General features: G+C 43.3%; 16 protein-coding genes. 2 read left to right on the forward strand and 14 right to left on the reverse strand.

The genetic code is table 11. The features are described 5' to 3' along the window. Positions 1-202: 202 nt before the first annotated feature. The 4 genes from H8Z82_RS06825 to H8Z82_RS06840 all read right to left on the reverse strand — a co-directional run bounded on the left by H8Z82_RS06825 (position 203) and on the right by H8Z82_RS06840 (position 4,871). Positions 203-1,231, reverse strand: coding sequence for a substrate-binding domain-containing protein (locus H8Z82_RS06825; RefSeq protein ID WP_186994673.1), 1,029 nt, complete (start codon positions 1,229-1,231; stop codon positions 203-205). A 131-nt stretch (positions 1,232-1,362) separates the two neighbouring features. Next, positions 1,363-2,361 carry an ABC transporter permease gene (locus tag H8Z82_RS06830; RefSeq protein WP_186994674.1) on the reverse strand — a complete coding sequence of 333 codons (999 nt, stop codon included), beginning with the start codon at positions 2,359-2,361 and terminating at the stop codon, positions 1,363-1,365. Between the two features lie 3 nt (positions 2,362-2,364). Beyond that, positions 2,365-3,357 (reverse strand): ABC transporter permease, encoded by a 993-nt coding sequence (locus H8Z82_RS06835; protein ID WP_019162674.1) that lies wholly within the window; start codon positions 3,355-3,357, stop codon positions 2,365-2,367. Next, on the reverse strand, positions 3,357-4,871 hold the full coding sequence (locus H8Z82_RS06840; RefSeq protein WP_019162675.1) for a sugar ABC transporter ATP-binding protein: 1,515 nt from the start codon (positions 4,869-4,871) through the stop codon (positions 3,357-3,359). The genes H8Z82_RS06835 and H8Z82_RS06840 overlap by 1 nt, the downstream gene beginning before the upstream one ends. A gap of 253 nt (positions 4,872-5,124) precedes the next feature. Here H8Z82_RS06840 and H8Z82_RS06845 point away from each other — a divergent pair, with 253 nt between their 5' ends. Beyond that, a complete protein-coding gene (locus H8Z82_RS06845) occupies positions 5,125-6,681 on the forward strand; it encodes a response regulator transcription factor (protein WP_019162676.1) in 1,557 nt (518 codons plus the stop codon). Positions 6,682-6,691: 10 nt separating this feature from the next. Continuing rightward, entirely contained in the window at positions 6,692-8,515 is a 1,824-nt protein-coding gene (locus H8Z82_RS06850; RefSeq protein ID WP_186994675.1) for a sensor histidine kinase, read from the forward strand. A gap of 76 nt (positions 8,516-8,591) precedes the next feature. Here the strand turns inward: H8Z82_RS06850 and H8Z82_RS06855 are convergent, their stop codons facing one another. From H8Z82_RS06855 to H8Z82_RS06900, 10 genes are all read right to left on the reverse strand, one after another. Further along, positions 8,592-10,010 (reverse strand): arabinose isomerase, encoded by a 1,419-nt coding sequence (locus H8Z82_RS06855; RefSeq protein ID WP_186994676.1) that lies wholly within the window; start codon positions 10,008-10,010, stop codon positions 8,592-8,594. Positions 10,011-10,080: 70 nt separating this feature from the next. Then, a complete protein-coding gene (gene rhaB, locus H8Z82_RS06860; protein WP_186994677.1) occupies positions 10,081-11,481 on the reverse strand; it encodes a rhamnulokinase in 1,401 nt (466 codons plus the stop codon). Between the two features lie 213 nt (positions 11,482-11,694). After that, positions 11,695-12,075: a hypothetical protein gene (locus H8Z82_RS06865; RefSeq protein ID WP_019162680.1), complete on the reverse strand. Its 381-nt coding sequence runs from the start codon at positions 12,073-12,075 to the stop codon at positions 11,695-11,697. Positions 12,076-12,169: 94 nt separating this feature from the next. After that, entirely contained in the window at positions 12,170-13,288 is a 1,119-nt protein-coding gene (locus tag H8Z82_RS06870; RefSeq protein WP_186994678.1) for a substrate-binding domain-containing protein, read from the reverse strand. A gap of 175 nt (positions 13,289-13,463) precedes the next feature. After that, positions 13,464-14,441 carry an ABC transporter permease gene (locus H8Z82_RS06875; RefSeq protein WP_019162682.1) on the reverse strand — a complete coding sequence of 326 codons (978 nt, stop codon included), beginning with the start codon at positions 14,439-14,441 and terminating at the stop codon, positions 13,464-13,466. Positions 14,442-14,452: 11 nt separating this feature from the next. Next, the gene (locus H8Z82_RS06880; RefSeq protein WP_019162683.1) at positions 14,453-15,964 is read right to left on the reverse strand and encodes a sugar ABC transporter ATP-binding protein; all 1,512 of its coding nucleotides are present in this window, start codon (positions 15,962-15,964) and stop codon (positions 14,453-14,455) included. Positions 15,965-15,984: 20 nt separating this feature from the next. After that, on the reverse strand, positions 15,985-16,962 hold the full coding sequence (locus H8Z82_RS06885; protein ID WP_186994679.1) for an ABC transporter permease: 978 nt from the start codon (positions 16,960-16,962) through the stop codon (positions 15,985-15,987). A 358-nt stretch (positions 16,963-17,320) separates the two neighbouring features. Next, the gene (locus H8Z82_RS06890; protein WP_186994680.1) at positions 17,321-18,298 is read right to left on the reverse strand and encodes a substrate-binding domain-containing protein; all 978 of its coding nucleotides are present in this window, start codon (positions 18,296-18,298) and stop codon (positions 17,321-17,323) included. Beyond that, the gene (locus tag H8Z82_RS06895; protein ID WP_186994681.1) at positions 18,285-20,111 is read right to left on the reverse strand and encodes a sensor histidine kinase; all 1,827 of its coding nucleotides are present in this window, start codon (positions 20,109-20,111) and stop codon (positions 18,285-18,287) included. The genes H8Z82_RS06890 and H8Z82_RS06895 overlap by 14 nt, the downstream gene beginning before the upstream one ends. Next, positions 20,108-21,727 (reverse strand): response regulator, encoded by a 1,620-nt coding sequence (locus H8Z82_RS06900; protein ID WP_186994682.1) that lies wholly within the window; start codon positions 21,725-21,727, stop codon positions 20,108-20,110. Before H8Z82_RS06900 ends, H8Z82_RS06895 begins: the two co-directional genes overlap by 4 nt. Positions 21,728-21,933: the final 206 nt, after the last annotated feature.

The raw sequence follows: 21,933 nt of genomic DNA on the forward strand, positions 1-21,933 counted from the left end.
CACCTTCTGTATCTTTCACGATAATCTGTAAATTCTGTTCCTCACTGCAATTCACAGATATCAGTTCAGGAACAACATATTTTTTTCAAACACACTCTAACCTCATTATATACGATTCATTTTTTTCAGACAACCACAAAAAGAAACGGAGCTAATGCCCCGTTCCCTTTTGTATTTTTATGGAATTTATCAGGTTATCTAATTAGTACAGTTTAGCCATCTCTTCGATGTTTTCTGTGTTGAACTGTAATGGCTCGCCAAGAACGATTTCTGTGCCGCCGTCATCAGCTTCTGTGATTGTATAATCACCAAGGTCACCAGCTGTGAATGTTTCATCCAGTGCGCCTGTGATGTCGCCGTTGATCAGAGCTGCTGTTGCATATGCGCTGAGTTTACCAAGGCCCTGCATATCCCACAGATAGAAGTATGGGCAGGAATGAGCATCGTCATCACCTGTGTACTCCTGCATTTCAGAAGGAAGTCCAAGTCCTGTCAGTTTGCAGGCAGAACCATTATCCTGAAGATATTTAGCTGCTGCTGCGATACCAACTGTTGTAGGTGCACAGATAACTTTCAGATCCGGATATTTCTCAAGAAGAGCTGCTGTCTGGTCTGTAGATTTCTGAGGTTCGTCATCACCATAAGCAACCTCTACCAGTTCCAGTTTGCTGTATTTGTCATCGCCTTCCATAATGGATTTCATTGCATCGATCCATGCATTCTGGTTAGCAGCCTGGGAAGTAGCAGAAAGAACTGCCCACTGTCCTTCTCCACCGGAGATATCAAGAACTGCATCCAGAAGAGCCTGTCCAACCTGTTTTGTACCAGCCTGGTTTACGAATACCTGACGGCTGTCTTTATTTGGTGCGGAGTCGAAAGAGGATACTTTGATTCCAGCATCCATAGCTTCTTCCAGTTTAGCCTGAAGAGCATTAACGTCATTTGCAGAGATGCAGATTGCATCCGGTTTCTGGGAAATCAGGTTATCCAGAACTTTGATCTGAGCATCAGCTGTTGCAGCTTCCGGATAAACAACGTCTACTGTGCCGCCTTCTGCCTCTACAGTTTCCTTGAAAGAGTTTGCTGCGATTTCAAAGAATGCGTTACCAGCAGATTTACCAACCAGTGCGATTTTTTTGCCGTCTGCTGCTCCACCGTCTGCCATTACAGGTGTAGCTGCTGCAAGAACCATTGCTCCACAAAGAATTGCGCTTACTAATTTTTTGTTCATGTTTTTTTCCTCCCTTGGATGAATAAAATATTATATAGCTTTTATTTGCAACTGCCCTTCATCCATTACCCCAAAGGGCAGCTACTGACTGAGTAGTTCTGTCAGGATCCGCTCTGCAGATCCTGACTGCTTTATTTTTTTACTGCTCTTTTTACATTTTCAATAATATTCGGAAGTGCTACTGCACAGATCAGAAGTACACCGATGATCAGCAGGATTACCTGTGCATGTACGTTTCTCTGTCCAAGACCAACTCGCAGACATACAATAATGAATGCGGAGATCAGACCACCTGCCAGATTACCTTTTCCACCTGTGGAAGAAATTCCTCCGAATACTGCCATTGCGATGGCATCCATTTCAAATCCATTACCTGTGGTGGTGTTGGCACCATAAGATGATGCTACCAGAAACAGGGCACACAGTCCACAGAAAGTTCCCATAACTGTGTAGATAATAAAGCGGATCTTTTTTACATGGATTCCTGAGTAATATGCTGTGAGACGGTTTGTACCAATAGCATATACTCTTCGTCCGAAGGTGGACTTTCCAAGAATCACTGCAAAAATTACTGCAAGGATCAGAACCAGGAACAGAATGTAAGGCACCTTTCCTACTTTTCCACCAATAAGACGGAAGCCATCTGTATTGGATGCTGAGATACTTCCACCGCTTCCCAGTACGATCTCGGCAATACCACGGAAAATAATCTGTGTTGCCAGTGTTACGATCATCGGAGGCAGCTCCTCAAACTGTGTAAGGATAAAACCATTGACTGCACCGCAGACAGTTCCCACGATCAGTGCTGTAAGAATTACTACGATAAATGGTGCTCCTGTATTACACATCATACAGCTTAATGTAGCAGACAGACACACGGTTGCACCTACGGAAATATCAATCTCTCCCAGTACCAGGATATATGCCATAGGAATCATCAAGAATACCTCAGCAAGATATACAGGCATCTGACGGAGCAGATTTTCTAAATTATAATACTCTGAAAAGCCTTTACAGAAAATGTTAACCAGGATAAACAGGACTACCAGGATGCCTTCCCAGCTGAATATCATATGTTTGATCGGACTTTCCGGCACGTTGTTAATACTTCTTCCAGATTTTCCAGCCATGAATTACATCTCCCTTCCTTTTAATGCATTTCTGTCAGCAACTCGCTGTAATACTACGTTCACTACAACTACCACCAGGATCAGTACACCCTTGATCGTATTCTGCCACAGAGCGCCGATTCCTACCAGAGGAAGTGCCTTGGCAATGGTTGCCAGGATCAGGGAACCTAAGAGAGCTCCCACTACGGTACCGCGACCACCGCTCATGCTTACACCACCGATTACGCAGGCTGCGATAACATCCATCTCACCACCGTACTGCATATCCGGCATGGCTGATGCATAGATGGAAACCTGAAGGGCTCCGCCCAGACCTGCCAGAATACCCATGATCGTATAAACCAGTAAATTAATATTTTTTACATTAATACCGGAAACCTCTGCTGCACTGGGATTACTTCCTACTGCATAAATCTTACGTCCTGTTCTTGTCCATTTCATGAACCAGAAGAAGAATACATAGCAGAGGATGATGATCCAGATCACACAGTTCAGTCCCAGAAATTTAGATGTTGCAAAATTTTTGAAGCTTCCAAGTGCTGCTGCACCTGCCCATTCACCACCGTGGGATACCAGATATCCCATAGCGCGGAATACATACATAAAGCCCATGGTTGCAATGATAGGAGGTACCGCTGCCCTGGAGATTACCAGACCAACAACTGCTCCGCAGGCTGCACCGATAGCAATGGCGATTACAAATGCCAGGAAAGTATTGGAAATATGTCCGTATTTCAATAGCATACCAATGGACATACCGGACAGTGCCAGGGTTGACATGATAGAAATATCAATACCGCCAACCAGCATAACACATAACATACCAAGTGACATAACCAGTGTGACTGCGTTATTTTTCAGAAGCTCTATGATTGATTTCGGTGTCAGGAAGGATGGACTGATTGCTGTGACTACCAGACACAGAAGGATCAGAATCACTGCCAGCAACGCTTCACGAGAGCCTGTAATTTTCTTCATGATGGATTTCTTTTCCATTATTTAGCTGCCCCCTCTCCTGCATTCTGGCTTTTCTCCATAGCCAGTTCAAGAATTCTCTCCTGTGTTGCCTCGTTTCTGTCCAGTTCACCGGTTTTACGTCCATTACACATAACGATGATTCTGTCTGCCATTCCCAGGATCTCAGGCATTTCTGAAGAGATCAGGATGATGGCATAGCCTTTCTTTGCCAGATCTCCCATAATCGCATAGATCTCAGCCTTTGCACCAACGTCAACACCCTTGGTAGGCTCATCCATGATTACGACCTTCATTTCCTGGCTCAGAGCCTTGGCAACAACTACCTTCTGCTGATTACCACCGGAAAGTGAGCTTGCAGGCTGGAAAATATCCACAGCCTTGGTATCCACTTCCTCCAGAAGCTTCTTTGCCAGATCTCTCTCTGTCTTTTCATCATTTAAGCCGTTCTTTGCATATTTACTGATTGTTGGAAGAGTAACATTTCTTCCCAGTCCCCAGCTCATGATCAGACCCTCTTTCTGACGGTCCTCAGGAAGAAGGATAATTCCCTTTTCCATTGCATCTGATGGCTGTTTGATGTGGACTTCCTGACCTTCCAGGTATACCTTACCTTCATCCGGTCTGGTAATTCCACAGACACTTTCAACTACCTCTGTACGTCCTGCACCTACCAGACCGGTAAGTCCCACGATTTCTCCTGCATGAACGTTAAAGGATACATTTTTATAATAACCGGTTCTGGAAAGTCCTTCTATACGAAGCATTTCCTCTCCGATCTCTACCTCTGGTTTAGGGAACAGATCCTTGATCTCACGGCCAACCATAGCTTTGATCAGATCTGCATTGGTAATTCCATCTACATCGTAAGTTCCGATATACTGGGAATCACGGAATACGGTAACTCTGGAAGCCAGACGGTACATATCTTCAAATCTGTGAGAAATAAAGATAATAGAAACGCCCTCTTCTTTCAGCTGATCTACGATCCTGTAAAGCTCCTCAGACTCTCTTCTTGTCAGTGATGCAGTGGGCTCATCCAGGATAACGATCTTAGCATGTGTGGAAAGAGCCTTGGCAATCTCTACCATCTGCTGCTGTGCCACACTTAAGGTACCCATCTCAGCCGTAGCATCAAAATCTGCATTCAGCTGTTTCAGAAGCTTGTTGGCTTCTTCATTCATGGCTTTCCACTGAATCATCTTATGTTTGATGATCTCATGACCCATAAAAATATTTTCTGCTACAGACAGATGTGGATAAGATGTGGGGTGCTGATAAACGGCTGCAATTCCTGCTGCCTGCGCATCCTTCGGTCCTTTGAAGTCTACCTTCTCACCGAAGAGATACATCTCTCCCTCTTCTGCTTTATGTACACCGGTAATAACCTTGATAAACGTAGATTTACCTGCACCGTTTTCGCCCATCAGTGCATGAACTTCACCGGGTTTTAACTGAAACTGAACATTGTTCAATGCCTTCACGCCCGGGAAAATCTTAGTAATGCCTTTTAACTCAAGAACATAATCAGACACGGTTATTGATTCCTCCCTCTTTCTTAATGTAGCTTTATCATAGCATCACGTTTCTTTTTGGGTAATGGGAAAATATTTAGAATCAGGGTAAAATATTTTCCTGTTAGTATTGTAAGATTATACAAAAGAAGTTTTTTTACAGGTCGTATTTTATACCTTTTTATGGTAAAATAATACCGAAAAATGTGGTCATTCCGTCTCTGTGACCATAAGAAGCAAAAAACTTCTACAGCATATATAATGGAGAAATGATATGAAATTACTGATCGTAGATGACGAGGAGCTAACCCGTACCGGTGTGATCTCCTCTATTGACTGGAAAGCATTGGGGATTGAGGAAGTCCTCCAGGCTGACGATGGAATAAATGGTCTGGAAATGGCAAAGCAACACCGCCCGGAGATTATCCTCTGTGATGTGCGGATGCCCCGCATGACCGGTATTGCCATGCTGGAACGGCTGGAAAAAATCCTGCCGGATACCATCCCTATTTTTATGAGCGGATATTCCGATAAAGACTATCTGAAAGCCGCCATCAAATTAAAGGCTGTAAACTATATGGAAAAGCCACTGAATCCAACTGAAATCCGTGAGGCTGTGCTGGAAGCCATAGAACTTTATACGAAGAAGATCCGCTCACACAGAGGAGAAACTCTGCAGTCTATGGAAAACGCCTCCCGCCTGGCCCAGCTTCTCACCACTCCGGGAATAGATTCCCTTCAGGCTGCAGAGCAGCTGGCAGAAGAGCTCGCTCTCCCCTGTGGACCAGGTACCCAGGTTACATGCGTGATCATCCGTCTGCGCACTGCCCCGGAATTTGTACAACCTTCCCCGGAAGAGATTTACCATGGTTTCCATAATCTGCTTCAGCATTATCACAGTGACTGTGTGTATGTGGCAAAAAAGCTTCAATTTCTGGTATATTTTATCTTCAGCCCGGATTCTTTTTCTTCACTTATGGCATCAGATATCCAGAAATTTCTGGAAGAACAGTTTTGCTCCTATGAAGATCATTTTATTGCTATGGGCGAAAGCTACCATGGATTTTCCAAGGCATATCAGGCATATACCTCTGCCGTGATCCTGCTGGAAAGCAGCTTTTTCTTTCCGGCAAACTCCTATCTTACACCAGAGATTTCCCAAAATTCTTCCAGTGCAAAATCTGCCCCCGGCTTTGCTCCGGAATCGCTTCTGTCAGAAGCTCTTTCTTCTCAGGACTCTGACAAATGCGGACAGATTTTAAAAGACCTTGAAGAACAGTATTTCCGGAATACACAGATTCTGCCTGACCAGACCAAGGATCTGTACTATAAGCTTTTTCTTTCTCTGGAAAATGCCCGCAGACAGCAAAAGCTACCCTTACATTCCTCAAATTCCGGAAGCATGATGTCCCTTTTGGAAAACTGTTTTACCTTTCAGGAGCTTCATAATACTTTGTGCAGCCAGGTGGACAACTATTTTTCTGATCTGCAGGATGCTGTCCCTGAGAATTCCACCATTTTCCTTATCCGGGACTATATCAGCAAAAATTACGGGAATGAAACCTTATCCGTCAAGGATATCAGCGATCATGTGTTTTTGTCTGCCTCCTATGTATGTACCTTTTTCAAAAACGAAACCGGGCAGACTCTCAATCAGTATCTGACCGAATTCCGAATGGAAAAAGCTAAGGCTCTTTTGGCAGATCCCCGATATAAAATTGCAGACATCTCTTCCAGAGTCGGTTACAGTGACGGAAATTATTTCGGAAAAAGTTTCCGCAAATATACTGGACTGTCACCTTCTGAATACAGAGAAAAATTAAACAGATAGGGGGATCAAAATGACACAGAAAAATCCCCGGGGATTCCGGGCATGGTATGGAGATCTGAAGCTTCAGAGCAAATTCACCCTTGCCCTCACTCTGATCGTTGTAGTGCCTGCAATTCTGGTTGCTGTATTTTTTTATCACCAGCTTTATGACATGGTGGTTTCCAACACAATCCGCAAAGAACAGATCAGTTCTGCCAAAACTGCGCCTCTTATTGAAGACACTGTGGATGATGTAACTGCTGCCTATGATGATCTGGCATCCATTCCTTTTTTTAAAACCATCTTTCACAATCCGGTAAGCACTCCCATGGGATATCTGACCCACGGGGAACAGGCAGAAGAATTTAAAGAAAAAGTCAACGCAGTCTGCGACAGTCACCAGATCAAGGGAATCCGAATTTATGTGGATGCCCCGGCAGACCAGAACAGTCTTCTGGTCAGTGAGAATACCTGTAATCTATTTCTGCCGATTTCCCAGGCAAGGGGAACCTACTGGTATGGCATTTTTCAGGGCAGTCATATGACAGAGCTTTACTGTCCTCCCTTTTATCTGGGTGCAAAGGAAAAAGAGAGCTATGGGGATCTGGCCTATATCCGTAAGATCTCCGTTAATTATTACAATGCAGTCTACGATGCCTATGTTGCAGTTTATTATTCCAGTTCCACTTTCGAAAAGATACTTTCAGAAAATCTGGCTCTTGAGGGAAGTGTATCCTATATTATTAATGACCGTAACAGTGCTGTGGCTTCCTCTGATGACTCCCTCTCCGGTATTTACTGGCTGGACTATGATACCATCAAGGACTCCTTTATGTCCTCTAACAATTTCATCGAGCAGAATATTCTGGGGGAAACTGTATACGCAGGCTTCTACAGCATTACTGTTCCTAACTGGTACATGGTAACGATCCTTCCTTCCAGACCATTGATCACCCAGAGTAATCAGCTGATCTTTCAGCTGCTGCTTATCTACCTGGCAATCCTGGTCTTTGCCATTATATTGGCTAACCTGTTGTCCCGTTCTATCACCAGCCGCCTTTCCTCCGTGATCCGGCAGATGAAAAAAGTACGGCAGGGACCACCGGTACCTATGGATAGTCCTGTTTATCACGATGAAGTAGGTGATCTCATTGACACCTATAACTATATGACCCGAAAAATGAATGAACTGATCCAGAAACAGGCAAAAGCTTCTGAAGACCTGCGCATCGCAGAATTCAATTCCCTACAGGCCCAGATCAACCCACATTTTCTGTATAACACTATGGATATGATCAACTGGCAGGCCTTGCAGGGACATACGGGGGAGGTCAGCACAGCTGTACAGAATCTGTCCCGGTTCTATAAGCTCACTCTGAGCCGCAAGAAGGGAATTTCCACCATAGCCCATGAGGAAGAACATGTTTCCATTTATATAAATCTGCAGAATATGCGATATCATGACAGCATTGACCTGATTTCTGATATCCCCGATGAGCTGATGGAATATCAGATTCCCAAGCTGACTCTTCAGCCTGTAGTAGAAAATTCAATTCTCCACGGTATTCTGGAAAAAGAAAGTAAATCCGGTACCATCGTACTCACCGGATGGCTGGAAGATCAGGATGTGGTTCTGCTGATCTCCGATGATGGTGTGGGAATTCCTCCGGAGAAAATGCCTACCATTCTTTCCGGCACCGGACACAGCAGCACCGGCGGTACCAATATCGCCATTTACAACACACACCGAAGACTGCAGATCCTGTATGGACCAAAATACGGACTTACCTACACAAGCAAGCCCGGACAGGGCACTGAAGTACAGATCCGCATTCCTGCAAAAAAAGAAACCTGACAATCTGCCAGGTTTCTTTCTTTTTGAATATGTGTTTTATATGATTCCACTTTCATGGAGAAATCTTACTATTTTATTATCTTGTAACAATATCTACCGGTACATTGAAAATCTTTGCAACCTTCAGAATTGTATCAATATGTCTTCCTGTAGCAGCTGCCATATGATGTGTTGGACCAGCTTCACTCCAACGGTTAACAAATTCTCTTGCACCGCAGGTGAAACGTGTTCTCATATTTGTATCACCAAAGGAAAGGATTTTACCTTCTTCATTTACACCTTCAGCAACAACAAATTTAAAGTGTCCATCTGCATCCTGTGTGATTGCCAGATAAGTAACAGGACCTGTATATGGATAGAACTGTGTCAGATATCCGCCGCCAGTCTTACCGTGGAATACTTTTACGATCTTCATGGTTGGTTTCTTATCAGAGATATCAGCATCACCACTTCCGGAATGACCGATAATGCAAATGTCATCATTAAAATCAATGGAGTACATCTCAGAAAGCTGTCCTGTTCCTGAAATGGTCTTTAAGATACTCATTGCCATGGCAACCTTCATATCCCCTTCTACAGCGCAGGCTGTACCCTGTTTGATCAGCATGGAGAATGCCGGGATCAGCATACTGTCCAGAACTCCTGCTTTCCCCTGTGCAAATCCATCATAATGGGAAGCGATCATTCCAAGATGCTCATCTTTTACCCATTTCTCAAATGCTACCACATATTTCGCCATATCCCATACTTTCTCAATGGTTCCGCCGCCTTCGATCTCAAAGGTATCCAGAATTTCCTGAGCTTTTGCACGGATAACATCTTCATCTGTAATATCATCAGCAATGGCCCACATTTTCTCCCAGTCAAACTGTTTTGTATACAGGAACATTCTGTTGTACAGATTTGTCTCATCAATATAGAGATCCATCATACCCGGATAGGGTCTTCCGATCTGTGCGATATTGGTATCACGGAACCTTCTTCTTACCTGAGCAGCCTTACACCAGTCTTCGATTTCTGCCTGAACTCCAGGATCTCCACCTTCTACAACACCTGTGATCACCGCATGTCTCTTGCCTGCTCTCTCCAGGTCTGCCACAGCTTCGCCTACTGCACCGCATGCATACCCCTCTCCTAACCAGGAGGCAATATCAGTGTGGTCATAATCCAGGGCTTTCAGCTTCTGCACATTCACCAGAACAACCGGTACATCCAGGTCACGGACTGCCGGAAGCATGTTATAGGATGTGGCATAGGTAAGCATCTGAAGAAATACCAGATCAACATCAGCTGCACGGAACTTGTCCCCTGCTTCCATTGCCTGTTCCTTTGTAGTTACCATTCCACCGTCAATAATCTCTACAGTGTCCGGGATTGTTTTCTTGAATGCTGCATACTGTGACTCAAATTCCGGTACCAGTGACGGGAACTGAGGCAGATATGCACCTAAAGCGATAGAAAATACACCAACTTTTGCCTTCGTGTTTACTAACATAATATGATTCCTCCTGTTTTCAGAGCGGGGATTCATTATGCATTATGCAGTCTGCATTCCTGCTCTTTTATTATTTATAAACTTTTACACCAAAGGACTCATGAATAATAGTACGAGCCTCTTCGATTGTTTTAAACTCTTCTGCTTTCAGCATCTGTGCTGTGATATTTCCGATTGCAGTAGCCTCTCCCGGACCTGCATGGATTTCTTTCTTTGTTGCCTTTGCAGTCAGCTCATTGAGATATCCTGCGTTGGAACCGCCGCCTACGATATGGATACGGCTGTAGGTTCTGCCTGTCATCTCTTCCAGCTCTTTTGCTGTCTTTGCATAGCATTCTGCAAGACTTGTGTAGATAACTGTTGCAATCTCTCCCAGAGTTTCCGGAACCTTCTGTCCTGTTCTGCGGCAGTAATCCTTAACTTCTTCTGTCATATTGTCAGGAGAAAGGAAGCACTCATCATTTGCCTCTACTCTTGACGGGAAATCCTTTGCTTCCTCTGCCATTGCACAGATCTCTGCAAAGCTGTATGCATCATTTACTTCATGACGTACAGACTGGATCATCCAGAGTCCCATGATATTCTTCAGATAACGGAAACGGCCTGCATAACCGCCTTCATTTGTGAAGTTCATCTCACAGCTCTTCTCAGAGCAGTCTGCTTCTTTTCTCTCAATACCCATCAGTGACCATGTTCCGGAACTGATATAGATAAAGTCATCATCATTTGCAGGAACTGCCAGTACAGCGGATCCTGTATCATGTGTTGCAGGTGCCACTACCTCCAGGTCAAATCCCACTTCTTCTCTGATCTTATCTGACAGATGTCCGATGCTTGTGCCAGGCATGATCAGCTTCTGGAACATTTTTCTCGGATAACCGAGCATATCGATCAGTTCATAATCCCAATCCTTGGTGATCGGGCTTACAAGCTGTCCTGTTGTAGCTTCTGTGTACTCACAGGTTTTCTGTCCTGTAAGAAGGAAATGGAAGTAATCCGGCACATGAAGAAGTGTCTCTGCCTGCTCCAGATATTCCGGATGTTTCTTTTTCACTGCCATCAGCTGATAGATGGTATTATAATCAGCTTTCTGGATACCTGTTCTTGCATAGAGATCTTTCAGGGAAATAGCCTTATAAACTTCTTCGTCCATTCCCTCTGTACGGTGATCACGATATCCTACTGTATTTCCAAGAACTTTGTCATCTTTGTCAAGCAGTACGAAATCAACACCCCAGGTGTCTACACCCATGCTTACAGGAAGTTTGCCGATCTCTTTACATTTCTTCAGACCATTTACAACCTCTTTAAAAAGGCGGTCAAATTCCCAGCAGAGTTCTCCGTCTTTCTTTACCATTCCATTTTCAAAACGATCGATCTCTTCCAGAACCATTTTTCCGTTTTCCATATGTCCAAGAATGTGACGTCCGCTGGATGCTCCGATATCTACTGCTAAATAATATGTTGCCATTTTAAATCCTCCTCAATATGTAAGATCATTGTAATTGGAACAGTTACTGTTTATCCGTAAAACAATAACCAAAAACATTCTCTCCATACTTGATAATGCCATTTTAAACTATTTCCAACCCTAGTTTAAGAACCTGGTTTGTTTAAAAAAGAGTCCTTATTTGCAAACTCCCGGCTTATCCCCTATATGAAGTGCTTTATTGCTTAACTTTTTCTATTTTTCAGCCTTTTCTTCTCGTTCTTTTTTTACTTTTTCACGCTGCTTTGTGAGATCATAGTAATCATCTGTAATAAAACCATGTCTGCGCATTGCATCAAATACTCTCTGCTGTTCAGCAGTCATCTTCATTCCTAAGGAATTATTATAATCTGTCAGGACACAGCCAGTCTTCTCGATCAGCCAGAATAATGGGGAATCATCCTCCGGGATCAGCTTCCAGATCTCATCCTCGGTCTGTGGCAAAAGCTCCATCAGTCTGTGAAGATGCCCCCCTTTACTGATAGGACGATAGTCTCCGTCCGGAAGAATAATTCCGTCAGAAAAATTAAGATCTGTCTTTTTCTTTTCCTTCAGTAGTTCTTCTGTCACCTTCATTTATCGCCTCCCAGTAACCAGTAACGCCGCACAGCCATGGGCAGTGCGGCGTTATTTTAACTATTTACCGTTCTTAATTATCACTAATTAAAAATTAGTCATAAAGGTTAGGAGCGATGCTTTCGTCTTCCATGTTAGTGGAATCATACCAGTAACCAGCTGTAGGAACATCTTCAAGCTCCTGTCCGTTAGCTGCTGCTGTCAGAGCGTAGATTGCATAGTATCCCATCATCAGAGGAGACTGTGTAACTGCACCAAGGAATGTTCCATCCTGTACAGCTGTTTTGATTGTTGTACCAGCATCGAAACCAACACCGATTACATCACCGTTTGCTGCGTCAGATCCAAGAACGTTCAGGTTGTTGTTTGCTGCAAGAACACCTTCTGCAGAAACCTGGTTGGAACCGAAAACTGCGATACAGTTTTCCTGGGAAAGGATTGCCTGAGCCTCTGTGGAGCAAAGCTCTACAGTTGTCTGTGCAGGAACACCTACCTGGATAACAACATCTGCATCAGCTTCTTCAGCGTCAGCGCCTTCTGCTGCGTTTACATAGAAATCATTACCTTTAACTGCTACTGTTTTGCCATCAGCTTTAACAAGTTCGATCATTTTGTTGATGAAACCTGTACCACGCTGCTGGATGTTCTGAGCTGTAGCATCCTGGTTAACTTCACCGATGATAACCTGTCCCTCAGCGTTTGCAATAACATCTTTGATCGCATCATACATATGCTCAGCTGCTACAGAACCAGCCTGTGCATTGTCTGTACAAACTTCACAAACAACAGATCCTTCCGGAGCATCAGCAATACCTGTATCGAATGTTACAACCGGGATTCCCTTTTCAACGCAAGTCTTCAGAGCATCCTGTACAGAAGATGTATCGCATGCTGCAATACCGATTCCTTTAGGGCTGGAAGCGATTGCTGTGTTGATCATGTTAACCTGGTCAGCAATATCAGATTCACTGTTTGGTCCCTGTGCTGTATATGTAACGCCAAGTTCTTCAGCTGCTTTCTTCATACCTTCCTGAGCTGCATCCCAGTATGTAGCCTGGAAAGATTTAACCATCATCGGGAATTCATAAGCTTCAGCTGCTTTCAGATCTTTGAACTGCTCTGGCATATCATCTGCTGCCATAACACATGTAGCTGACATTCCTGCTACCATTGTTGCACACATAACTAATGCGATCACTTTCTTTGCTTTCATTTAATACTTCCTCCTTTTAAGAAAAAATTATATAGTTTTTTATGATGATACCCCAGAAGAACTACTGCCTTTCACTACTCTTATCCCTATTTTCATGAAAAGCAGCCTTGCTCCTCCGTTGTTTCATTATCCCTTACATTTCTGCGATTCCTATCGCAGTATGGCTACCCGGCTATTAGTGGGAGCCTTTCTTTTCTTTCATAATATCGATCAGGACTGCTACGATCAGAACGATACCTGTGATGATCTGCTGCCAGTTTGCCTGCAGGCCGATGTATGGAAGACCTGTCTTTAAGAGCATGATGACAAAGATACCAACAAATGTACCGATTACGGAACCGTAACCACCTGTTGCTGCAACACCACCTACGAATACACCGCCGATGGCATCCATCTCAAGTCCGGCACCTGTACCAGGCTGTACAGTAGGTGTAACTGCTGCATATGCGATAGCTGCAAGACCTGTAAACAGACCGCAGACTACATATACCATTACATGGTAGAATTTAACGTTGATTCCTGAAAGAGCTGCTGCTTCTTTGTTGGAACCGATTGCAATGGTGTAACGTCCAAATTTTGTCTTATTCAGTACGAACTCCATTACAAGAACCAGGATAACCATCCACAGGAAACCGATTGGATAACGGGAAGCGCTTCTTCCTGTACCAACTGTAATCTTGAAGATTGTGTGGAACCATCCACCATCCTGTGATAATGCCGGCCATGGTGTAGCACTGCAAAGAGAACCAGCACCACGGGTAATCATACAGGTACAAAGGGTAGCAAGGAATGGAGGCAGGTTCATAACACCGATCAGCACACCATTTGCTGCTCCTACAATAAGTCCAAGTACAATGCAAAGTAACATTGCCACTGCAACCGGAAGGTTGTTATTTCTTATCAAAGATCCTGAAATCAATGCGTAACATACCATACCAGTACCGATTGACAGGTCTACACCTCCGGTAATAAGCGGGAATGTAACACCGATTGCCATCAGAAGGTCATAGTATGAGAAATCCAGCATACTCAGAAGTGTAGTGTATTTTCTGAACTCAGCACTTCTGAAAGAGAAGAATGCAGCCAGTACAATGATAACCAGCAATACAACAAATCTCTGATCACTTAAAATACTTTTTTTCTTCTTAGTCATGACTTTCCTCCTTAATCAATATTTCGTGTAGCCTTACTCATAATGTGTTCCTGTGTAGCTTCGGAAATATCAATATCTCCAGTTACTTTACCTTCACACATGATGATGATTCGGTCACTCATTCGGAGAACTTCTGTCATTTCAGAAGAGATCATGATAATGGATTTACCTTCTGCTGCCAGTTTGTTCATTAACTTGTAAATTTCATTCTTGGCACCAACGTCGATACCTCTGGTTGGCTCATCGAAAATAAGGATGTCACTGTCTCGTGTCAGCCATTTTGCGATAACCACCTTCTGCTGGTTACCACCGGAAAGATTGACTACCAGCTGCTCGCAGTTTGGAGTCTTAGTTGCCAGTTCTTTCACATATCTCTCTGCAACTTCTTTTTCTTTCGCCTTATTGATCAGGAGACCACTGGTAAATTCTTCCATAGTTGCCAGTGTAGTATTTTCTGTTACAGATTTCTGTACAACACAACCATATCTTCTTCTGTCCTCTGACAAATAACCGATACCGTATTTAACTGCATCCTGAGGACTGTTGATGGTAACTTCATGAAGCTGTCCGTCTTTGCCCATAATGGAAATCTTTCCACTCTGTTTCGGGTCTGCTCCGAATAATGCTCTGGCAGTCTCTGTACGTCCTGCACCCATCAGTCCTGAGAAACCAAGGATTTCTCCTTTACGAAGCTCAAAGCTTACATCCTGAACCATCTTACCTGCATTCAGATGTTCTACTTTCAGAACAACCGGTGCATCTGGTGCAACCATGCTGTGTTCCTTCGGATCTTCGTAAATAACACGACCAACCATCATGTTGATGATATCTTCTTTTGTACTTTCTGCTGTAACCAGTGTTCCCACATAACCACCGTCTCGCATGACTGTTACACGGTCTGTGATCACCTTGATCTCATCCATACGGTGTGAGATATAAACAATTCCCAAATTTTTCTTACGCAGGTCACGGATAATCTCAAATAAATCAGCGATTTCCTTCTCTGTCAGTGCAGCGGAAGGCTCATCGAAAACAATAACCTCCGCTTTATGGGAAATTGCCTTGGCAATCTCGCACATCTGCTGCTTACCTACTGTAAGGTTTTTCATCTTTTCTCTTGGATTGATTTCAATATTCAGATCCTTGAAAAGCTTCTTGGAATCTTCGATCATTTTCTTGTCATCAATACGTAATCCCTTCTTTGGCTCACGTCCGATGAAAATATTCTGGGCAACTGTCAGGTCACCTACCATGTTCAGCTCCTGATGCACGATTACAACACCTGCATCCTGTGCTTCTCTGGTACTGTGGAACTCTGTTTCCTTACCCTTATATGTAATACTGCCTGAATCTTTCTGATAAATACCGGTAAGAACCTTCATCAGTGTAGATTTACCGGCACCGTTTTCTCCCATAAGTGCATGTACTTCGCCGCGTTTCACCTCGAAATTAACGTGATCAAGGGCATGAACTCCAGGAAAGGACTTATCAATGTCCTTCATAGTTAAAATAACTTCACCCATTGTTACATCCTCCCTTCCGATCAGTTCTTTCTGCGTCTTGCAGATACGTCGACGTAAACTGCTGCGATTACAATGAGACCTGTGATGATCATCTGCTGTCCTTTACCAAGGCCAAATGCCATGATTCCCTGCTGAAGAAGTGAGATGATAAACACACCGATTACTGTACCGCCGATAGAAGCAAGTCCACCAACCATGGAAGTACCACCCATTACACAACCTGCAATTGCTTCGTTGTTGTACTGGTCGCCGTATCCAGGCTGAACAGTTGTATAAGCTCCTACGAAGAACAGTCCTGCGATTCCAACCAAAACACCGCAGATTACATAAGCAAGCATCTGCCATTTTCTGGTATTAACACCGGAAAGGCGAACCGCTTCGCTGTTAGAACCAAGACAAAGGATATAACGTCCCGGTTTTGTGTTGTAAAGAATAATGCCGCAAAGCACAGCTGCAATCAGGAAAATCACAAGTCCTACAGGAAAACCATTGTAAGAAATGATATTTCTGAACCATCCGTTTACAGGATCTGAAGACTGAGGCCAGCTTACGGACTGAGTTTTGGTAAATACAGATGCAAGACCTTTTGCAATGTTCATAGACGCCATGGAAATAATGAACGCCGGAACTGACATGTAGGATACCATAAAACCATTAAACATACCAAAGGCAAATCCGATCAGCACACAGATCACCATTGCCAGGGCACATGGTACATGATAAGCTGTCATGCAGTATCCTGAAATCAGGGCACAACAGAACATTACCGGTCCGATAGAGAAATCGATTCCTCCGGTTGCAATTACGAATGTTACTCCAAGTGACAGGAAGCCAAGGAAGTATACATAGTTCAAAGTAGATTTAATACTGTCAGCCACAGGGAATTTACTTCCCAGAACTACTTTGAAAACAACGAACATGAGAATCAGAATACAGACAAGCAGGATTCTGTTCAGCCCAAGCTTCTTAACAACTGGATTTTGTTTCAACTTTTCCAAGTTTTTCACCCTCCTTATATTTTATCTCTCTTGTTGTTGAATATATCTTACCTTAATGCCCGGATAATTGTAATGGAATATCTTCCAAAAAAAGGTTAAATATTTCCTATCTGTGCATAGGAAATATTTAACCTTTTCTGTAACATAATAACCATTTACTTTTACATTTGTAAACCTGATATCCACGAATTGTTCCGTTGCAAAGCAGCTCCCACAATTCTCAAACATTCGAAATCCGCTGATTTACTGCGTAAATCGCTACTTTCTCATGTTTGGCGGGTCCCAAGTTCAAAAGTCTTATCATGCAAGCATAAACGACTTTTGACCTTTTGACCCTGATATCATAATAAGAAGTTTTTCAGTAAAAAGGGAAGATCAGACGTTCAATATCACTGTCATACATATTGTCCGGTGTCACCAGTTCACAGCCGGAATCAATATTTTTCGCCACAGAGTCTCCGTTCAGCATATGGATTGTCTCCTCTACTCCCATATATCCCATACGGAAAGCCTTCTGCACAATAATCCCTTTGTAAACTCCCATTTCCATCAGATTAATGGCCTCCTGGGAGCAATCCACACCGACTACCGCGATCCTGTCCTTTGCCCCTGCATCACTGACTGCACGCCCTACACCTACAGCAGAATATTCATTCATACCTGCAATCATTTCCAGATCCGGATATTTCTCCATCAGTTCATTGGTCAACTCATAGGATTTTTCAAAAAGGGAATTACAGTAAACCACCTCTACAATATTTTTTGCATAATCCCCCAGACCTTCTCTGAAGCCCTGTTCTCTTTCCACTGCAGTCGAAACCCCTTTTACATGGCTGACTATGGCAAGCCTGGAATCCTCGTCCAGCAAGGTTCTGGCATATTCCCCCAGACGTCTGCCTGCCTCCACATTATCTGTAGCAACAGTAAGATCCTGAAGCTCCTCCTCTGTATAAGAGTCAATATAGGTAATGCGGATTCCCTTTTCCTTTGCCTCTTTCAGCAGTTTATCTGACGCACTCATACTGGAGGGAGAGAACAGGATGGCATCCGGTTCCTTTTCAATGGCTGCCTTAAGCAGATGATTCTGTTCTTCAATATCTTCCTCTTTGTCCGGTGCCATGATCTCCAGTTTTGAGCCATATTCCTCTGCAGCCATTTTGCATCCGGAAATCAATGATGACCAGAAATCATTGGTATCATCCTTAATCTTTGGAATATAGATCAGAGAACACTCTCTGGTCTGCGTCACTCCCGGAGACATCAATCCTGTCACAGCCACCAAAAGGGCAGCCATAAGAATTATAATAATAATAATCACTTTTCTATATTTTCTCATGGACATCCTCCTGATTTTTAGGAATCACAACAGTCGCTGTAGTTCCCTTTCCTTTTTCGCTATGATAGATAATTCCATATTCCTTTCCATAATAAAGAACCAGTCGCTGCTGTACATTATACACTCCCACTCCATTTGAATGGTAGTTAACCTTATGCTTATCATAGATATGTTTCAGGGTCTCTTCATCCATGCCTACACCGTCATCTGTAATATCAATAATGATCCGTTCTCCCAGTTCATAGCCATGAACCTTGAGCATTCCCTTGCTCTCTTTATATTTCAGTCCATGATAGATGGCATTCTCTACAATGGGCTGCAGCACCAGACGGATGATCTGTGCATGGGTGATCCGTGGATCCACATTGATCTCAAATTCCAGCTTGTCCTTGTATCGCATCTTCTGAATCGTAAGATAACTTCTTACATACTCTATTTCCTGCCCAATGGTCACCAGTTCATTTTCAATACTGATACTTTGCCTGAGAAGCCGCGCCAGAGAAGCAGTCATAAGTACTACCTCTTCATTCTTCTTTCCCTCTGCCATCCAGATAATAGAATCCAGTGTATTATATAAGAAATGAGGATTGATCTGGGACTGAAGTGCTTTCAGTTCAATTTTTCGTTTCTGCTCCTGCTCCTGAATGTTCTGAGCCATCAGATCCTGGATCTTGTGAGTCATCACATTAAAGGATCGGGTCAGGCTTCCAATCTCATTGTCCGAATACACTTCAATTTCTGCAGCAGAAAAATCTCCCTTCTGTACTCTTTTCATAGAATCACGGAGTTTCTGGATCGGGAAGGTAATATTTCTGGCAATCTCGCTGGAAATCACCAGAGCTATTGCGATCAGTCCCAGGGCTACCAGCACATAAATACTTCTGGCTTTTCTGCTGTTTTTCAAAAGCTCAGACATATTCATGCAGCCTACAATGGTCCATCCGGTTGTCTCAGAATGGGACAGAGCATATATTTTCTCATCATCACCCTTTCCTGCTGTAACCACATCTGTTTTCGCATTCATAATCAGGGAAATGTTTTCCGTCTGCAGTTCATTATAAAGCTGTTGCTGCTGTGGATGATACACAATATTTCCATTTTGATCCAGAATAAACACATAGCCTTTCGCTCCCACACTGTTCTGCGTACACAGTTCACTGATGGCACTGTAGTTCAGGTCAATAAAAACGACTCCATCACTGTCTCCTTCTCCTGTATAATTGCGGATTCCGCGGCTGAGAGTGATCACCCAGGGGCGTTCCCCACTGATCACATTCTGCACATGGGAGGAGGTCAGGTTGTAATGATCATATTTTCCCACAGCATCTGCATACCAGCGCTGAGTATCAAGCTTCAAGTTCTGATTACGGGTAGACATCCCGTTATTAAACAGGGATGAACTTCCATTTTCTCTGCGCACAATTCCGATATTGCGGATGTCAGACCTACCCTTCAGTATGGTCTTAAACTGTTCTGTCAGACGCTGTCTGCACTGATTATATTCCTTCAGAGAGAGAGCATCTATTCCGCTTTCACTGTACAGATATTTATAGGCATCTCCGCTTCCAGCTACCAGGGACGCAATATTATCCATGTAACTGATATAGGAATCTATGTTCTGATTCAGCTGCCCGATAATTGTCTGTGTATACATAACGGAGTTCTCATAAATAGAAGAATTGGTATATCGCAGAGAAACAACTGTTACTACCAGCACTGCACTTAATACCAGGATTGAAACCGCACAAAAGATCGCGCTCTGGATACTTTTAAATTTCACAGGAAGCCTTGCAGCTATTCCTTTTTTCTTCATCGGCGTTTCTCCCTTGCATATTCAGTAGGTGTTTTCCCTGTTATCTTTTTAAAGGAAATCCCAAAATAATGAGGGTCTGAGAAGCCTACCTTTTCTGCAATCTCATAATTTTTCATGGTGGTATTCTCCAAAAGCTCTTTAGCCTTCTCCATCCTGACCCTGGTCAGCACTTCTATAAAAGTCTCTCCTGTCATTTCCTTAAATATGGTACTGAAATAACTGGTGCTGATATTTAAATAGGAACAGATACTGTTCAGACTCAGACATGGATCCATATAATTTTTCTGTATATAGTCCATTGCCAGCATCCCTTGTCTCTGTCCGTTGGAGCTATTCAGCTCCTGCAATGCATCAAACACTTCCTGCGCATACTTCTCTACCAGGGCTGCTGCCTGAGAGAACATTCTCTGCTCTGTAACTGCTTTCAGAAGAGCTTCTCTCTGAGCTATAATCTTTTCCGGCTCCTCGCCGAGAGACTGGCAAGTATTTCCAATTGCACGGATCACCTGCTGCAGATAGATGCAAGCATAACTTTTTCCCACCAATGCGGATTTAATTTCTGTCTCAATCTGTCCCAGTGTTTTCTCCATAAGCCTTCTGTCTCCGGACTTGATTGACTCTGTAAGTATTTCCAGATCATTTATCAGAAAAATAGAATTGTCTGTTTTTTTCTCTTCCATATCAAAAAGCAGATTTCCACCCAGAAGATAACGATAATCAATGGCTTTGGCAGCCAGCCGGTAGGAATAAATCAGCTCATGTGGTGATCGTACCCAGCTCCCGATTCCAATGGAGGTTTCAAGCCCAATTACCTCCTTTACCTTCTCCTGGATTTCATGGCAGATCCTGTGGATGCTCTCAGAAAATTCCTTTGTCCTGTTTCCGGCAAAAATGATACACACACGGTTGTTTCCCTCCTGGTATACCACGCCTGCCTTCTCCCGTACCACAATCTCATCGCCTACATTAAACAGCACAAAAGCCATAAGTGCACTCTCCTGCTGTTTATCCATGTCCATCTGATACATGTCCGAATACGTGTCTATATCAAACACTGCCACTCTGTAGCTGGCAGCCTGGAAAGTAATTCCCATCCTCTCCAATTCATCCAGGCTGACCTGCACATCTCTGGTGCATTTCACCAGACAATCCAATGCCTTAGAACGGATCACATTTGCATTCTTATGATAATCCTGGGAAACCTGGGTCAAAGACTCCATCTTCCTTTGTTCTTTTTTCCTAGAATCCAGTTTTTCCTTCATATTTCCGATAACCTTGGTCAGTTCCATGGCAGTAACCGGCTTCAGCATATATTCGCTTACATTATACTGTATTGCTTTTTTTGCATACTCGAACTCTCCGAAACCGCTGAAGATCACGATCAGAATATCCGGATAATTATCATGGAGAAAATGGCTCAGCTCCATTCCATCCATATAGGGCATGAGAATATCTGTGAGAACAATATCTACCTCATGTGTTTTTACAAACTCCACAGCCTGCTTCCCGTTCTCACAGTCTCCTATCAGTTCACAATCCAGCTTTCCCCAGTCAATATTCTCCCTGATGGCATCCCTGACAAGGATCTCATCATCCACCAATAAAATTTTGTACATAAAATTATATCTTCCCCCATAATATCGTTATCCTACAAACATTTACCATATGCCATTCATAAGTCATGCATATGACTATTCCCTAGTGTACCAACTAGTTTATTATATGTAAAATATCATATCATATTTTAACGATTTTTACAATTTTATGTCGCTGGTTTTTGGCAAGCTTTATATCTCCTGACCAGCATAAAAAAATAAACATT

Source organism: Blautia difficilis, from assembly GCF_014297245.1.
In the GTDB taxonomy this organism is placed as follows: Bacteria; Bacillota; Clostridia; order Lachnospirales; family Lachnospiraceae; genus Blautia_A; species Blautia_A difficilis.

Excerpts from the sequence above, each read along its gene's own strand:
- H8Z82_RS06870 (WP_186994678.1), bottom strand. The coding sequence starts at position 13,288 with ATGAAAGCAAAGAAAGTGATCGCATTAGTTATGTGTGCAACAATGGTA.
- H8Z82_RS06845 (WP_019162676.1), top strand. The coding sequence starts at position 5,125 with ATGAAATTACTGATCGTAGATGACGAGGAGCTAACCCGTACCGGTGTG.
- H8Z82_RS06830 (WP_186994674.1), bottom strand. The coding sequence starts at position 2,361 with ATGGCTGGAAAATCTGGAAGAAGTATTAACAACGTGCCGGAAAGTCCG.
- H8Z82_RS06900 (WP_186994682.1), bottom strand. The coding sequence starts at position 21,727 with ATGTACAAAATTTTATTGGTGGATGATGAGATCCTTGTCAGGGATGCC.
- H8Z82_RS06850 (WP_186994675.1), top strand. The coding sequence starts at position 6,692 with ATGACACAGAAAAATCCCCGGGGATTCCGGGCATGGTATGGAGATCTG.
- H8Z82_RS06890 (WP_186994680.1), bottom strand. The coding sequence starts at position 18,298 with ATGAGAAAATATAGAAAAGTGATTATTATTATTATAATTCTTATGGCT.
- rhaB (WP_186994677.1), bottom strand. The coding sequence starts at position 11,481 with ATGGCAACATATTATTTAGCAGTAGATATCGGAGCATCCAGCGGACGT.
- H8Z82_RS06895 (WP_186994681.1), bottom strand. The coding sequence starts at position 20,111 with ATGAAGAAAAAAGGAATAGCTGCAAGGCTTCCTGTGAAATTTAAAAGT.
- H8Z82_RS06880 (WP_019162683.1), bottom strand. The coding sequence starts at position 15,964 with ATGGGTGAAGTTATTTTAACTATGAAGGACATTGATAAGTCCTTTCCT.
- H8Z82_RS06825 (WP_186994673.1), bottom strand. The coding sequence starts at position 1,231 with ATGAACAAAAAATTAGTAAGCGCAATTCTTTGTGGAGCAATGGTTCTT.
- H8Z82_RS06875 (WP_019162682.1), bottom strand. The coding sequence starts at position 14,441 with ATGACTAAGAAGAAAAAAAGTATTTTAAGTGATCAGAGATTTGTTGTA.
- H8Z82_RS06835 (WP_019162674.1), bottom strand. The coding sequence starts at position 3,357 with ATGGAAAAGAAATCCATCATGAAGAAAATTACAGGCTCTCGTGAAGCG.
- H8Z82_RS06865 (WP_019162680.1), bottom strand. The coding sequence starts at position 12,075 with ATGAAGGTGACAGAAGAACTACTGAAGGAAAAGAAAAAGACAGATCTT.
- H8Z82_RS06855 (WP_186994676.1), bottom strand. The coding sequence starts at position 10,010 with ATGTTAGTAAACACGAAGGCAAAAGTTGGTGTATTTTCTATCGCTTTA.